The sequence below is a fragment of the Yersinia aleksiciae genome (assembly GCF_001047675.1).
In the GTDB taxonomy this organism is placed as follows: domain Bacteria; phylum Pseudomonadota; class Gammaproteobacteria; order Enterobacterales; family Enterobacteriaceae; genus Yersinia; species Yersinia aleksiciae.
This window is the reverse complement of sequence record NZ_CP011975.1, coordinates 3238632-3254328: the sequence shown is the minus strand read 5'-3', so window position 1 is coordinate 3254328 and position 15697 is coordinate 3238632. Positions and strand designations below refer to the sequence as shown.

Sequence of the window (15697 nt, the reverse complement as noted above, 5' to 3'; positions counted from 1 at the left end):
ATGACCATATCCTTTGTACGTATTGACGATCGGGTTATCCATGGGCAGTTGGTGACGCGCTGGGCCAGAGAGTTGCCCTGCGATGGCATTGTCGCCATCGATGATGATGTTGCCGCCGACTCACTGCTCTCTTCAGTGATGAAGGGCGCGGTTTCGGACACCAAAGTGTGGTTGTTCGATGTCGCCACGGCGATCACCAAATTACCCAAAGTGATCGCCAGCGATAAGCGCTATTTCGTGATCGGTAAGTCGCCCGTGACCTTACAGCGTCTTATCGAAGCCGGTATCGATCTCACTAATCTCAACCAAAAAATTAATGTTGGCCCCATGAGCTCGCGGAGCAATACCCAAGTGATTGGCCCCAATCAGTCGGTTAATGCAGTAGAGATTGCTGCTTTTAATTTTCTCAGTGATTTGGGGTATCGGATTGAGTTTCGCTTAGTGCCGGATGGCAGCTTTTACTCATGGCAAGATGCTCAAAAAAAACTCAACTAAGAGGGGCGACGTATGTGGATTGAAGCAACGCTGATCGGGATACTCTGCTATCTCGGCGCACTCAGTACCCCCTGGCTACTGGGGCTGACTGGAGGCTGGTATACCATCACCCGCCCTTTGGTTTCGGGCATGTTAGTCGGTTTTATTCTGGGTGATGTCACCACAGGTATTATTATCGGCGTCGCTGTGCAAGCGGTTTATATCGCCATGGTGACTCCCGGAGGTTCAATGCCTTCGGATCTCAACTTTGTTGCCTTTCCGGCCATTGCTTTAGGTATTCTATCCGGCAAAGGCACCGAGGTCGCCGTCGCGCTGGCGGCAACCATCGGGATTGCAGGTACCATCCTGTTTAATGTGATGATGGTATTGAACTCCTACTGGAATCACCGTGCGGATGTCTCGCTGGAAAAAGGCGACGAGCGCGGGGTCTATTTCAACAGCGCCATCGGCCCACAAATCACTAACTTTTTACTGAGATTCATTCCCACTTTTATTGCGGTATTTTTTGGCGCGCAATATATCAACGCCTTTATGGACAGCCTACCTGCGGTCATCATTTCGACCATGAGCGTAGTGGGCGGTATTTTGCCCGCAGTGGGCATCGCTATCCTGCTGAAACAGATCATCAAAAGCTACACGCTGTGGATCTACTTTTTGGTCGGTTTTATCTGCATCGTCTTTTTGCATCTGAACATGGTGGCGCTGGTTATCGTGGGTGCCCTGCTCTCACTGATTCACTATAACTACAAACCGGAGCCGGTCAGTGCATCAGCTTCACCGACGCCAACTGATGACAAGGATGAATTCTGATGAACAGCACACCCGTTTCACTCAATAAGAAAGATCTACGTCGCTGCTGGCGTGCGTGGATGATGTACAACCTCTCCTCCATGAGTTTTGAGCGTCTGGCATCCTTCGGTTTTTGTCTTGGAATGATGCCCGCCATCAAAAAGCTGTATAGCGACCCCAAACAACGTGCTGAAGCCATGCGCCGCCATGCTTCTTTCTACAATACTGAGCCGCAAATCGGTGCCATCGTCAACGGCATGGCCGTCGGGCTTGAGGAGAAAAAGGCTAACGGCGAACCTGTCGATGGCGAGGCCATTAATACCTTGAAAGTTGGCCTGATGGGGCCAATTGCCGGTATCGGCGACTCGATGATCCCAGGGATGCTGATCCCCATTTTACTCAGTATTGGCATGGCACTGGCTGCGGGTGGCAGCATTATTGGGCCGTTGTTCTACATCATCTCTTTTAACGCCATTATGATCAGCGGCTCCTATTGGCTGTTCATGAAGGGTTATCGCATGGGATCGGGATCCGTTGAAATGCTGGTCAACAGTAAGTCGGCCAAGCTTCGCGAGGCGCTTTCTCTGCTGGGTGTATTTGTGATGGGTGGCGTCGCTGCCAGCTACGTTAAGCTGGAAACTAAATTAGAGTTCATCACCAAAGATGGCGTAAACATCCATGTCCAACAGATGCTCGATGGGATTTTCCCTCAATTAATGCCGTTATTGGTCGTGGCTGGCGTTTGGTACTTTATGGCAAAACGTGGCTTATCGCCGGTAAAAGCGATGATCAGCATGCTCATTCTGGCAGCACTAGGGGTCGCATTTGGCGTGTTTGGCTAGCTCATAGCTCAGCTTAACGAGTGGTACGAATGGGCGACTGAATTGTCGCCCATAATGACTGTTTTCTTCTGACACTAGGGCACAAAATTGACCCATTTATCCGCAGCGCTACCGGGATCAGAAATAAACTGAAAGCGTGCGGGTTCCTGCTCAAACTGGCGATACAGTGGCTCATCCGTGATACCAAACTCCACGTATTGCCTTGGATGCGTCGCATAAAGTCGTGATGAGGAGTAATGAGGATTCTGCTGCCAGGTAATATGATCGCCCTGCAACAAAGGATACCAGGCTAACCCCTTCCGCTGGCGAACCGCTTCATACTCAAAACCATACTCCCGGTCACACCATGCGGCAAAAGTCAGTGGTGTATGGGGGTTGGCGGAAATAGTGGCGTGAGCCCAACCGGGAGGCACCAAGACTTTATCTCCCGGCTCAGCATGGATAGCAAAGCACCGCCCTGGTGCCTGCTCAACAAACTCCTGCATATAGATCACCGCTTTCCCCTGCCAAATTTCGTACAGTTCTGGCGGAGACCAGCCGCTGTGCTGGCTGACACGATGAACATGCCCTTGGCTGCGTACCGGCTCATCCCCCAAACGCCCTGAGGCATAAGTCACCACACCAAATAGCAACATGCGTTTTCGCAGCTCCTGATGGTGAATTTCTCGTGCTACATCCATTGCTATTGCGTAGACCTGATCCGGGCCATGACACTGTGGATTGCGCAGCGAAGGCCGAATTTGATCAAGCGTGCGGATCTCGGGAACGGGGCCAGTCACGTCCTGATGATAAATAAACCCCATGGGTTGACGGCGAATACTCAGCGGCAAGCCGAAGTCGTGCAAAGATGAGCTAGACATTGGCAGCCTCCAGAAACACGCCATCTTCGCGGTCATAAACACGTAAGCTGAAACCCTCTGGCTGCAAGGCTTGATAATCATGGCCCGCCATGGCAGGCCATACGGCTAATGCAGAGAGAATGTCATTACCGGTATTGACCAGACGGTGAGCAGTAAAAGAAGGAATATGGTGAACGCTTCCAGCAAAGACCAGCTCCGAATAAGCTGGGGCAGCTTCCGGTTGCAGCAATAAAATGCCACAACCGCGCAGACCAAAATAAAACTCTGCCTGCTCACGACGCTGATGAAAATGGCCACGCGTCATGAAGAATTCATCCCCCACTTTGCCTGGCATCAGATGTGTTGTACCCGCGAGGAGTTCACCCTCTTGCTGTGGCGATACCAATATTTCAACCCGATAAACCTCAAGAGAATCGGGCAAAAGCTGACGTGCAGATTCATCGCGAAATATGCCAACCAGATCGCGAATACAGGTCGATTTATACTGAAGATTTTCAGCATCAAAACGCCCCGTCAGCAGGTCTACCTGCGGTGGTACACATGGAAAAACATTCAGCTGCAAACTCTTCATCTGCAAACTCTTCATCTGTAAACTCCGCCCAAGGAAAAACAGACAAATTAAGTATAGTCAGTTAATCGATTAATCTCTATGTATTTCAAGATGGCCGGTACGGTAGTGAGTCATATTAAGTGATAAATGAAACAGACAGGCAATACTGCGCTGACAGGGCTTAATTATGCCGCCATCAGGAACAGCATCAGCACCATAGCCAAAATGGATCTCCTCAATAGTCCAAAAATTGAAACTTTGGCAACAGTTAATATCGGACTCTCTCTTCAATTTTAAATATAGCAGCCTATTTCCTAAGGAAATTTTATTTAAGTCGCTATTTATTTACGACTTAATTTAGCAGCCGTCATCTAATAAGATATTTCTGGCCACAACTTTTATGTAGGATATTTCCTACCTTTGTGGGAGCCTGTTCTCATTAGCTTATTTCATCTGTGAAAACACATTGAAAATAACGTTTTTGCAGGCATAATGCGCACAAATCTTTTTATATTTATCTACCCCAAAATATTGGGGAAGGGCATTTATTGTGTCTCGTTCCTGTTATTTTATATTAATAGCTGGCGTGTTATCGCCAACATTGACTATTCCGTTTGCCAGTTATAGCGCGGAATTAGCCCCTATTCAGCAAAGTATTCACCAACAGGAACGGCAAAGGGCACTGGAAGAGCGTTTGGCCCCCTCAACGCCAGATGTGCGTTTATCGGCACCTGCAGCCTCTTTGGGTCGTCTCACCTTCCCGGTAGAGAAGCCCTGCTTTGTGATTGACCGCGTCACACTCAGTGGAACCGAGCCCTTACCTCGCTGGTTGCCACTGCAACGACTCGCCGATCAGGCGCAAGGGCAGTGTCTGGGGGGCAAAGGCATTAACCTGCTGATGAGCCAAATGCAAAACCGCCTAATCGATCACGGCTATGTCACCACCCGAGTGCTGGCCCCGCAGCAGGACTTGAACAGCGGCACACTGGCGCTACAAGTGATGCCCGGCAAAATACGCCACGTGGAACTGACACCTGACAGCGACCACCATGTCACGCTATTCAGCGCCTTCCCCGCCCGCCCCGGTAACCTGTTGGATTTGCGTGATATCGAGCAAGGGCTGGAGAATCTACAACGCATCCCGACAGTGCAAGCCAGCATGGAGCTGATCCCTGGAGATGCCCCCGGCGAGACCGATATCGCCCTGAGCTGGAAACAGAGCAAAATGTGGCGACTGGCCGCCTCGCTGGATGACTCAGGCACCCGCAGCACCGGCCGCTATCAAGGTGGCGCGACACTGTTTCTGGATAACCCGCTATCTCTAAGTGACCTGTTTTATGTCTCGGCTGGCGGTTCACTGAAAAGCCGTGGCGAAAAAGGCACCAATAACCTGACCGGCCACTACTCGCTACCCTTCGGCTACTGGACCGCAGGGTTGACCGCCAGCAGCTATGACTATCACCAAACCATTGCGGGCCTGAATGGCGATTACGGCTATCGTGGAGAAAGCGAAAATGTGTCGCTGCAACTGAGCCGCCTGTTGCACCGCAATGCCAACCAGAAAACCACCCTGACCTACGATGTGCTGACCCGCTCGTCGAAAAACTATATCAATGATACCGAAGTGGAAGTGCAGCGTCGGCGCACCTCGGCCTGGCGTGTTGGGCTGGAACATCGCCACTTTATCTCGCAGGCCACTCTGGACGCAGGTATCAGTTACCAACGCGGTACTCGCTGGTTTGGTGCGATGCCAGCACAAGAAGAGTATATCGGCGAAGCCACTGCCCTAAGCAAAATTCTGCGACTGAATGCGCAGTTGGATATTCCTTTTGTCGTTGTGGCGCAAAATTTCCATTACAACCTGCAATATCAGCGTCAAAGCACCAACACGCCACTGACGCCACAGGATCAGTTCTCCATCGGTGGCCGCTGGTCAGTGCGCGGCTTTGATGGCGAACGCACGCTGAATGCCGATCGCGGCTGGACAGTGCGCAATGATCTCGGCTGGTACACGCCACTGCCGGGGCATGAACTCTATGTCGGGGTCGATTATGGCGAGGTCAGTGGTCCCAGTGACCCTTATCTGCTAGGCCACCATCTCGCAGGCAGCGTCGTTGGTGTTCGCGGTAACGTGCTGAATACCCGTTATGACCTGTTTGCTGGCAAACCCCTGTCCAAACCCGACGGCTTCAAGACTGACTCGGTGACTGTGGGCTTTAACCTGAACTGGCAATACTGATGCGCCCGATTAACGCTTTACTCTGGGATGAGTTATGAATAAGAACCTGTACCGTATCGTTTTCAACAAAGCGCGTGGCTTGTTGATGGTGGTGGCCGATATCGCCGCCTCTGGTCGGGCCGCATCATCGCCGTCGTCAGGTGTTGGGCATACTCAGAGCCGTCGTATCAGTGCGCTATCGTCGCTGAGTTTCAGCCTGTTACTGGCCTTAGGCTGTGTCTCATTATCCCCTCAGGCCGCGATTGTCGCCGATGGCAGTGCACCGAATAATCAGCAGCCGACCATTATCAACAGCGCCAACGGCACGCCACAGGTCAATATCCAAGCGCCAAGCAGCGGCGGGGTGTCGCGCAACGTTTACAGCCAGTTTGATGTCGATAATCGCGGCGTGATCCTCAATAACGGCCACGGCGTCAACCAGACCCAACTCGGCGGTTTTATCAACGGTAACCCATCGCTGGCGCGGGGTGAGGCCAGTATTATCCTCAACGAAGTCAACAGTCGCGACCCGAGCAAGCTCAATGGCTATATTGAGGTCGCTGGCCGCAAAGCACAGGTGGTTATCGCCAACCCATCCGGTATCACCTGTGATGGCTGTGGCTTTATTAACGCCAACCGCGCCACGCTGACCACCGGGCAAGCCCAGCTCAATAATGGCCAACTCACTGGCTACGATGTGGATCGGGGTGAGATTATTATTCAGGGCAAAGGTCTGGACAGCAGCCGTCAGGACCATACCGACCTGATCGCCCGTTCGGTTAAAGTCAATGCCGGTCTCTGGGCCAATGACCTGAAAGTCACCGCCGGACGCAATCAGGTTGACGCCGCCCATCAGAGCATTAAAACCAAAGCCGACGATGGCAGTCCACACTCCACTGTGGCGGTGGATGTGGCGAACTTGGGTGGCATGTACGCCGGTAAAATCCGCCTGATCGGCACTGAAAGCGGTGTCGGCGTGCGCAATGCGGGTGAGATAGGCGCTTCAGCGGGTGATATCTCCATCACAGCCGATGGCATGCTGGTCAACAGCGGCCAGATCAAAAGTACTCAACAGTTGGCGGTAAATACTGCTGCGGGCGTAGAGAACACAGGTGTGCTCTATGCGCAGGGCAATACTCAACTCTCCACGGCAGGTAAACTCAGTAACAGCGGCACTATCGCGGCGGCGGGTGACACATCACTGCGCGCGGCGGAGGTGAACAGCAGCCGCAACTCATTACTGGGTGCAGGAGTCAAGTCCGACAACAGCGCCATTACCAGTGGCACATTACGTATCGACGCCAGCGGGATGTTAACCGCGCAAGGCAAAAATATTAGCGGGACGGCGCAAGTGCTTAACGCACACAGCATCGATCTGAATGGCAGCCAAACACAGAGCCAAGATCTGACGCTCACCGCCCAAGGCGGGGATATCGATCTGACGAGCGCGAAACTGTCCGCCAGTCAGCGCCTGTCTGCCTCGACCACCGCGCTGTTACGTAGCGATAACGCCAGTCTGATTGGCGAGCAAATCACCCTCAACGCCCAAGCGCTTTCCAATCTCGGCGGGGTGATAGCCCAAACCGGAACCACAGATTTCAACTTGAATCTGCCAGGGTATCTGGATAACCGTGACGGCACCCTACTCTCTGCGGGCAAACTCTCGCTGCAAGCCGAAACCTTGAACAGCAACGGCAACAGTTTGCTGGGTGCCGGAGTGCAGAGCGATGGCAAGCTGGCTCAGAGTGGAGAACTTAATGTCGCCACTCGTCAGGCATTGATTGCCCAAGGGCAAAATGTGGCTGCGGGTGCCATGACGTTATCTGGCAGCCGGGTTGATTTGACCGGTAGCCAGACTACCGCCAGCACTATCACTATAACGGCCCGCGACGGCGATGTTTCTACGCAAGACGCGACAGTGCTCACTCCCGGAACCCTTGCGATCACCGCCGCAGCAAACTCGAAACAAACCCTGAATAACAGCGGCGGTAAATTGCATGCCGATAATATCCAGCTCAATCTCGCCAAACTTGATAGCAGCAAAGGGGAAATTGCAGCAGCGACCGATATGTGGATACGCCTGCAAAGTGATTTCACTCATCAGGCTGGCGCACGGCTAACGGCGGGGCGTGATCTGGCCTTTATCACCAGCGGCGCACTGACTAATCAGTACAAACTGGAAGCCGGACGGGATATGCAGTTGACGGCGCTCAGTATCAGCAACACCAATACTGATAACAGCAGCGCCCTACTGGCCGGTCGGGATTTGTCATTGAACACCGATAGCCTGTTTAACAGCGGGACGCTGTATGCCGCCGGTGTTGGGCAATTTACGGTTAACGGCAATGCTGAGAACCGCGGTGAGATTTATACCGAACAGCAACTGACGTTCACCACCACCGGTCATCTGGCTAACCGCGGTGTGATGCAAACGCGCGGTGATATGCGGTTATCGACGCAGAGCGACCTCAATAACAGTGGCACGCTGTACAGTGCCGGTGACCAGATGCGGTTGTCCATCAACGGTAATCTAACCAACCAGGGCAAGCTGTACGCCGCCAATGGCAACGTCCACCTGCGGGCAGAAGGTTATCTGGATAACAGCGGCAGCCTGTATAGCGCAGGCAACAGCGAACTCATTACGCACGGCGATGCGGTTAACAGCGGCTCGATTTATACTCAGGGCGCACTGCAGTGGCAGGCTGATGGCCGCGTAGGCAACAGTGGTTCAATCGCCGCGCTTAGGGATCTCCAATTGCGCGCTAATGACTTATTCAGCACCCATCAATCCCTGATAGGGGCGGGATTGCAATCTGACGGTAACCGCGCCAGCAGCGGTGATTTGACGGTCAACACTGAACACGCCTTGATAGCGCAAGGGCAAAACATGGCCGCCGGTGCATTGGCGCTATCGGGGAGCCAACTTGATCTCACTGGTAGCCAGACTCAGGCCAACGCCATCAACTTTGTGGCTAAATCGGGCGATATCACCTTAACTGAAGCCGTGGTTAAAGCCGCGACGCAGTTGTCGGCTGGGACAACCACCCTGCTACGTACTGATAAAGCCAACCTGATTGCTGATCAGATAACTCTCACCGCGCAATCACTCTCTAACCTCGGCGGGGTGATAGCCCAAACCGGAACCACAGATTTCAATTTGAATCTGCCAGGGTATCTGGATAACCGTGACGGCACCCTACTCTCTGGCGGGAAACTCTCGCTGCAAGCCGAAACCTTGAACAGCAACGGCAACAGTTTGCTCGGTGCGGGGGTACAAGGTGATGGCCGCCTGACCGATGCCGGTGACCTGCTGGTCACCACCCGTCAGGGGTTAATCGCCCAAGGGCAAACTATCGCCGCAGGTGCCATGACATTAACGGGCAGCCGGATTGATTTGACCGGCAGCCAGACCCAAGCCCGAGAGATAAATATCACCGCCAACAGTGGCGATGTCAGCACGCAGCGCGCCAATATTCTCTCCTTTGGCTCGCTCACCATTACTGCGGGCGCAAATGCAGCTCAAAAACTCAATAACCAAGGCGGTGCGCTGGCGGCGAATAACATCGCGTTGAACCTGGGTCAGTTTGACAATAACGCCGGTAAGGTTACCGCCAGTCAGGATCTAACCCTTGGTTTGCAGAACGATTTCAATAATCTGGCCGGATCGACACTGCAGGCTGGGCGTGATTTCACCTTAACCACTCGCGGCGCGTTAACCAATGACGGGCAGCTGTTAGCGGGTGGCAAGCTCAGTACCCACTCGAGCAGCTTGCTAAATAGCGGCAATATCAGTGCGACCCAAGCCAGCCTCACCGCGACGGGCGCATTGACTAACCGTGGCGAGATCTTAACCCGTGGTCGGCTCGATACTGACACTAACACCCTGTTCAATACCGGCTCCCTGATCAGTGCCGAAGCCACGCTGAAAGCACGGGAGCGTATCACCAACTCCGGCCCTAACGCCCTGATCGGTGCCACTGATGAGAACGGCACCTTAGCCTTACTCGCTCCAGTCATTGAAAACAGTGATACCGTCACCAACACTGATTCCGCCCCGAGCACCACCCTTTTAGGCATGGGCAAGGTTATCTTTGCGGGCGCGTTGGACAATAGCGGCAATTATCTGGCAGCGGCTCAGGTGCTCAACATTTCCGGCCTGATTGAGTCCGGCAAAGATATGTTGATTTACGCCACAACGCTGACCAATCGTCGCCATATTCTCACCGCCAATAGCCACTTTGTCGTGGCCGACACCGTGAATGGCACCGCTTACTGGACGGCAGACAATCCGGATATTCCGGGTGGGCGTTATGCTGAACCACCTCATGGCGGCTCGATGAACAGCGATTATATCGGCACCAATTATACGTCGACTATCGCTTATAACGGCATCGATCAAATCAGCCCAGAAGCACAACTGTTAGCCGGAGGGAACCTGGCCCCTCAGGTGGGCACGCTGGAAAATTTCTGGAGCAAAGTGAGTGCGCAAGGAGAGATTGATCTCTCAGGTGTCACCCTGAACCAAGATGGCTGGGGAAGTGCACAGCGCCTGATCGAAAAAACCACCTCCATCGGCGAGTGGCGCTACCGTACCTACAAAGGCAATTTGTGGGGCACGGCGTGGGGGCCGGAGGTCAGAGAGCGCACCACCAACCAATATGCCTCCAGTCTTACGGCGAAAACCCTGAGTGGCAGCGGCACGACGATCAACAATGGGGCCAACCCCGGGGCTATTGCGCCGCCGAGTGGTCGCGACCATACCGGTAAAGATCTCGCCGTCGAGTTTAACGGTATCTCGTTGACACTGCCCAATGGCGGGCTATATCAGCTCAACACAGATAAAGGCCACTACGCGCCGGATCCGGAAGGCAAACTTTCGTTCGACAGTATCAATACCCCCTCTACCAACGTGGATCGCACTGGCCTCACCGTCCCAGATCGGGCGGTAAGCGGCGGCTATCTGGTAGAAACTAACCCGGCGTTTGCCAATCTCAACAACTGGCGCGGCTCAGACTACGTGCTCCAGCAGCTAAATAACAACCCCGATGTGATATTCAAACGTTTGGGGGATAACGCCTACGAACAGCGACTGGTGCGCGACCAAGTGCTGGCATTGACCGGTCAGGCGGTCGCCAGTGATTACCGCAGCGCACAGGAGCAGTTCGAGCAGCTCTTTGCGGCGGGACTCGAGTACAGCAAGACCTTCAATCTTGCCCTCGGCACTCACCTCAGTGCAGAACAGATGGCGGCATTGACCCGCAATATTGTGCTGATGGAAAGTCGTGAAGTCGCTGGACAAACCGTATTAGTCCCCGTGGTCTATCTGGCGGGCGTTAAGCCCGGCGATTTGCAGGCCAACGGCGCATTGATTGCGGCTGATAATATCGCCTTAACCGATATGCTGGGTTTAGCCAATCAGGGCGCGATTAAAGCCACCAATGACCTGCACATTAGCATGGCAAAAGATATCACCCTGACCAGCAATGGCGGCTTACTTCAGGCGGGCAATAACCTGCTACTCAGTACGCTCAACAGCGATATTGACCTGACCGGTGCGCGACTAAACGCCACCAACCTGCAACTGGATAGCGGGCGCGATTTAATCCTGCGCACTGACAGTGAACAACTGAGCAGCAGCAATGGCGCAGTGCTGCGCAATCAAACCGTACTCGGGCCGCTGGCGAGCATCAATGTCAGTAACAACGCGGTGATTAATACCGAGCGTGATTTTATCATTCAAGGTGCCAGCCTCAATGTCGGTCAGGATTTGCAGGTGAATACCGGCGGCGACTGGCTGTTGAATACCGTCCAAACCCGCGACCAGATAAGTGCGAATTATGGTTATGGCAGTTCGACCAGTGAGCATATCCGCCATCTGGGTAGCGAGGTCAATGTCGGCGGTACGCTGACCGCCAAGGTCGATAATCTGACCGCCGTGGGGGCAAACATCAATGCCGATACCCTTGATGTGCAGGCGCAAAATATCAACCTCAGTGCAGCGACCGACAGCCTACAGGTCACCGGTGAATCCTCGAGCAAGCGCCATACCAGTTCAGTGGATCTCTACGATGAAACCCTGCGCGGCAGCCAGTTGAACGCCAAAAGCGATATCAATTTACAGGCGGCGCAAGACATCACCCTCAGTGCCAGCGCGGTACAAACCGACGGCGCGCTGAAGCTGGCGGCGGGTGGCGATGTCACCCTCACCACCCAGACCGAGCAACATGATGAACAGCGCATTCATACCGGTAAGAAAAAAGGTCTGGCATCGACCACCACCACGCACACAGAAGATAACCGGAGTCAGACACTGGCGGTCGGTTCGATGCTGTCAGCGGGTTCCCTTGATGTCAGCGGCAAAAATATCGCGGTCATCGGCAGTAACGTGGTGGCCGATAACGATATTAATCTGCGCGCAAAAGAGAACATTACCGTCGGCACCGCGCAACAGAGCGAGAGCGAATCTCACCTGTTCGAGCAGAAAAAATCCGGCCTGATGAGTACCGGCGGCATTGGTGTCACCGTGGGCAGCAACAGCACCAAAGTCACCGACAGCGGCAAAACCCTCTCCAGCGTCGGCAGTACCGTCGGCAGCATACTGGGCAATGTCAGCATGACTGCCGGTGAAGACCTGACGGTAAAAGGCTCCGAGGTGTTAGCCGGGAAAGACATCAATCTGACCGGGAAAAATGTCGCTATTTTGGCGGCAGAGAATCAAAGCAGCCAGACTCACAGCGTTGAGCAAAAAAGTAGCGGCCTGACACTGGCCCTGTCTGGCGCGGTTGGCAGCGCCCTCAATACCGCGGTCACCACCGCCAAAGAGGCCAGCGAAGAGAGCAATGGCCGATTGTCCGCATTGCAGGGTGTCAAAGCGGCATTGAGTGGTGTTCAGGCGGTGCAAGCAGGCCAGTTGGTGCAGGCGCAAGGGGGCGATAACGCCAGCATGTTCGGCATCAGTGCCTCATTAGGCTCACAAAAATCGGCCTCGCAGCAACATCAGGAACAGACCAGCGTCAGTGGCTCGACCCTAACAGCGGGCAATAACCTGACCGTGACGGCCACCGGTGAAGGGAACTCGGCGAACAGCGGCGATATTGTGGTGCAAGGCAGCCAGCTCAAAGCCGGCGGCGATACCACCCTGGATGCGGCGCGTGATTTGCTGTTGCTCGGTGCTGCCAACACGCAAAAAACCGACGGCAGTAACAGCAGCAGCGGCGGCAGTATTGGTGTCAGTCTGGGGTTCGGTAGCGCTGGCGGGGGCCTGAGTATCTTTGCCAACGCCAACAAGGGTCAGGGCAATGAGCACGGCGACGGCACCTTCTGGACTGAAACTCAGCTCGACAGTGGCGGCACCCTGTCACTGCACAGTGGCCGCGATACGGCGTTGATCGGTGCTCAGGCGAGCGGAGAAACCGTCAAGGTCGATGTCGGCCGCGACTTGCTGCTGCAAAGCCAGCAAGACAGCGATAACTATGATGCGAAGCAGACCAGCACCAGCGGCGGTGTCAGCATGGCGGTGGTCGGCGGCGGTGGCTCTGCCAACCTGAGTATGAGTCGCGATAAGCTGCACAGCAATTATGACAGCGTGCAGGAGCAGACCGGTATCTTTGCAGGCTCTGGCGGCTTTGATATCACCGTGGGTGAACACACTCAGCTTGATGGCGCAGTGATTGGCTCTACCGCTACCGCCGATAAAAACAGTCTGGATACCGGCACACTGGGCTTCAGTGATATTGAAAATAAAGCCGATTTCAAGGCTGAGCATCAGGGCGGCAGCATGAGCAGCGGTGGTCCGGTAGGGTCTGACCTGCTGAGCAATCTGGGTGGCGTGGTGCTGTCAGGTCTGGGCAATGACGGCCATGCCGAAGGCACCACGCAGGCAGCGGTCAGTGATGGCAGCATCACTATTCGTGACACCGATAAGCAACAACAAAATGTTGATGACCTGAGCCGCGACACTGAACACGCTAATAACGCCCTCTCCCCTATTTTCGATAAAGAGAAGGAGCAAAACCGCCTCAAGGAAGCGCAGCTAATTGGCGAGATTGGCGGTCAGGCAATGGATATTGCGAGGACGCAAGGTAAGATAGCGGAAGAAAAAGCGCTGAAAGATCCACAGGCGATTCAGGCAGCAAAAGAAGCTCTGGCGGCGAAAGGTAACCTGACGCCGACGGACAAGCAGGTCACCGATCAGGTTCGCAATACCGCGTCAGCCAGCTACGGCACAGGCAGCGCGTTGCAACAGGGAATACAGGCAGCAACGGCGGCCATACAGGGCTTAGCCGGTGGTGATATGAAGGCAGCTCTTGCCGGAGGTGCCGCGCCGTATCTGGCAGAAGTGGTGAAGAACATGACCACCAATGCTGACGGCAGCGTCAACGTTGCGGCCAATGCGATGGCGCACGCGGTCGTGGGGGCTGTAGTTGCACAATTACAGGGTAACGGTGCGTTAGCCGGTGCAGCGGGTGCGGCTAGCGGTGAGTTAGCGGCCAGGCTTATCGCGCAGGAAATGTATCCCGGTGTGCGGCCAGAAGACCTGACCGAAGAGCAGAAACAAACGCTCAGTGCGTTGGGTACACTGGCGGCAGGACTGGCCGGAGGGCTTTCGGGCGACAGCAGCGCGGATGCGATAACCGGTGGTCAGGCCGGGAAAAACGCGGTTGATAACAATCTGATTGGCGGCACCGAATGGGGCCAAAGTGAGTTTGTACAGCAGCAGGGTAAAGATATTTTATCCTGTGCGGATAATCCGGGTTCAGAGTCCTGCCAGCGTGGTAAAGCAGTGCAAAATGCCGTTGCGCTGGCACTCGGTGCCGGAGCGGTGGGCGGTGCAGTTATTGCGATAACCCCTGAAATTATCGCAGCGGCGCAGGCTGGCGCGAGTGCTTGTGCGGCTTCCCCTGTGCTGTGTGCTAATGAAGTGAGTATCTGGGCGGCAGAAATGGCTGCCGGTGATGCCCTTCCTGCTGGTCTGACGGTGGCAACGGTGAGTAAGTTGTCCGTCGGTGAGCTGTCAGAGCTGAAAGCATTGATAGCGGTAGAGAAACAAACCGGCAAGAAAGTCAGTGCGGAGGTCGTGGAACATCTGGTTAAGCCCGCCGGTTCTTCAGGCTCTGATCTTAAAGTGATAGAGCTGAACTCCGGTAACAAGGGTAACTGGAGCAAAGATCTGAACAAACCGGAGCCTAATACACTGTACAAAGTGGATGGCAACAAGACCTATCAGACCGATGATCTTGGCCGTGTGAACGCCGTGGAAGCCGACCTGTTATCCGCAGTCAAAGATCGTAATACCTATCAGCAGTGTAAAGCCGGTAAGTGTGGACTTGATGGTGATGAAGGCGGCCACCTGATAGCGAGCATCTTCGATGGTCCGGGCGAGAAGCTGAATCTGGTGCCAATGGACGGCAACCTGAATAAGGGTGCCTGGAAACAAATGGAGAATACCTGGGCAAATGCGTTGAAGGATGGCAAGCAGGTTAATGTTAAAATAGAGCCTGTTTACAGTGGTGATAGTGTGCGGCCAGAAAGCTTTAACGTTATATACACGATCAACGGCGGACGTCCGAAAGAACAAGCCTTTATTAATGCACCGGGAGGAAAGTGATGCGTAATGATCAAGAAATCTATAAGGATATTGGCACGATTTTATATAGCATAGCTCCCGATGAAGCTAAAAAAGTCATTATGCGGGCGGAGTTATCTCCTGAAAATGATCACTGCGAATATGAATATGATTATATTGATGATAGTGGAGAGAGTTCCTGGTTTACCGCAGGTGGTAGGGCAAATACAGACATGCTCCGCCATCTGGTCGAACTCCGTACTTACTACGTCGAAAACAACCTGACCAATGGCCACCCGGCGTGGCGCGGTTGTGAGGTCACGCTCGATGTGGAACGGATGAAGTTAGGTATCGAGTTCCGCTACGAAGACTAAAACG

General features: G+C 54.1%; 8 protein-coding genes. 6 read left to right on the top strand and 2 right to left on the bottom strand.

What is annotated here, in order from left to right; all coding sequences use genetic code 11:
* From ACZ76_RS14500 to ACZ76_RS14490, 3 genes are read left to right on the top strand one after another with little or no spacing between them, the layout of a single operon-like run.
* A complete protein-coding gene (locus ACZ76_RS14500; RefSeq protein WP_048619554.1) occupies window positions 1-495 on the top strand; it encodes a PTS system mannose/fructose/N-acetylgalactosamine-transporter subunit IIB in 495 nt (164 codons plus the stop codon).
* A 12-nt stretch (window positions 496-507) separates the two neighbouring features.
* A complete protein-coding gene (locus ACZ76_RS14495; RefSeq protein ID WP_048619553.1) occupies window positions 508-1305 on the top strand; it encodes a PTS mannose/fructose/sorbose/N-acetylgalactosamine transporter subunit IIC in 798 nt (265 codons plus the stop codon).
* On the top strand, window positions 1305-2126 hold the full coding sequence (locus tag ACZ76_RS14490) for a PTS system mannose/fructose/sorbose family transporter subunit IID (protein WP_048619552.1): 822 nt from the start codon (window positions 1305-1307) through the stop codon (window positions 2124-2126). Before ACZ76_RS14495 ends, ACZ76_RS14490 begins: the two co-directional genes overlap by 1 nt.
* 74 nt (window positions 2127-2200) lie before the next feature.
* Here ACZ76_RS14490 and ACZ76_RS14485 read toward each other — a convergent pair whose 3' ends face one another.
* Both ACZ76_RS14485 and ACZ76_RS14480 read right to left on the bottom strand, forming a co-directional pair.
* The gene (locus tag ACZ76_RS14485) at window positions 2201-2986 is read right to left on the bottom strand and encodes a glucose-6-phosphate isomerase family protein (RefSeq protein WP_048619551.1); all 786 of its coding nucleotides are present in this window, start codon (window positions 2984-2986) and stop codon (window positions 2201-2203) included.
* Window positions 2979-3542 carry a glucose-6-phosphate isomerase family protein gene (locus ACZ76_RS14480; protein WP_145515865.1) on the bottom strand — a complete coding sequence of 188 codons (564 nt, stop codon included), beginning with the start codon at window positions 3540-3542 and terminating at the stop codon, window positions 2979-2981. The genes ACZ76_RS14485 and ACZ76_RS14480 overlap by 8 nt, the downstream gene beginning before the upstream one ends.
* A gap of 544 nt (window positions 3543-4086) precedes the next feature.
* On the opposite strand from ACZ76_RS14480, the gene ACZ76_RS14475 reads away from it, so the two are divergent.
* The 3 genes from ACZ76_RS14475 to ACZ76_RS14465 are packed head-to-tail and all read left to right on the top strand — an operon-like array spanning window position 4087 to window position 15693.
* Complete coding sequence (locus ACZ76_RS14475) at window positions 4087-5775, top strand: ShlB/FhaC/HecB family hemolysin secretion/activation protein (protein WP_048619550.1); 1689 nt, start codon at window positions 4087-4089, stop codon at window positions 5773-5775.
* Window positions 5776-5809: 34 nt separating this feature from the next.
* On the top strand, window positions 5810-15361 hold the full coding sequence (locus tag ACZ76_RS14470; RefSeq protein ID WP_082146925.1) for a hemagglutinin repeat-containing protein: 9552 nt from the start codon (window positions 5810-5812) through the stop codon (window positions 15359-15361).
* Window positions 15361-15693 (top strand): hypothetical protein, encoded by a 333-nt coding sequence (locus ACZ76_RS14465; protein WP_048619549.1) that lies wholly within the window; start codon window positions 15361-15363, stop codon window positions 15691-15693. Before ACZ76_RS14470 ends, ACZ76_RS14465 begins: the two co-directional genes overlap by 1 nt.
* Window positions 15694-15697 lie beyond the last annotated feature (4 nt).

What these genes read in the sequence shown, in the direction of transcription:
- ACZ76_RS14470 (WP_082146925.1), top strand. Translation starts at nt 5,810, where the DNA reads ATGAATAAGAACCTGTACCGTATCGTTTTCAACAAAGCGCGTGGCTTG.
- ACZ76_RS14495 (WP_048619553.1), top strand. Translation starts at nt 508, where the DNA reads ATGTGGATTGAAGCAACGCTGATCGGGATACTCTGCTATCTCGGCGCA.
- ACZ76_RS14500 (WP_048619554.1), top strand. Translation starts at nt 1, where the DNA reads ATGACCATATCCTTTGTACGTATTGACGATCGGGTTATCCATGGGCAG.
- ACZ76_RS14465 (WP_048619549.1), top strand. Translation starts at nt 15,361, where the DNA reads ATGCGTAATGATCAAGAAATCTATAAGGATATTGGCACGATTTTATAT.
- ACZ76_RS14490 (WP_048619552.1), top strand. Translation starts at nt 1,305, where the DNA reads ATGAACAGCACACCCGTTTCACTCAATAAGAAAGATCTACGTCGCTGC.
- ACZ76_RS14485 (WP_048619551.1), bottom strand. Translation starts at nt 2,986, where the DNA reads ATGTCTAGCTCATCTTTGCACGACTTCGGCTTGCCGCTGAGTATTCGC.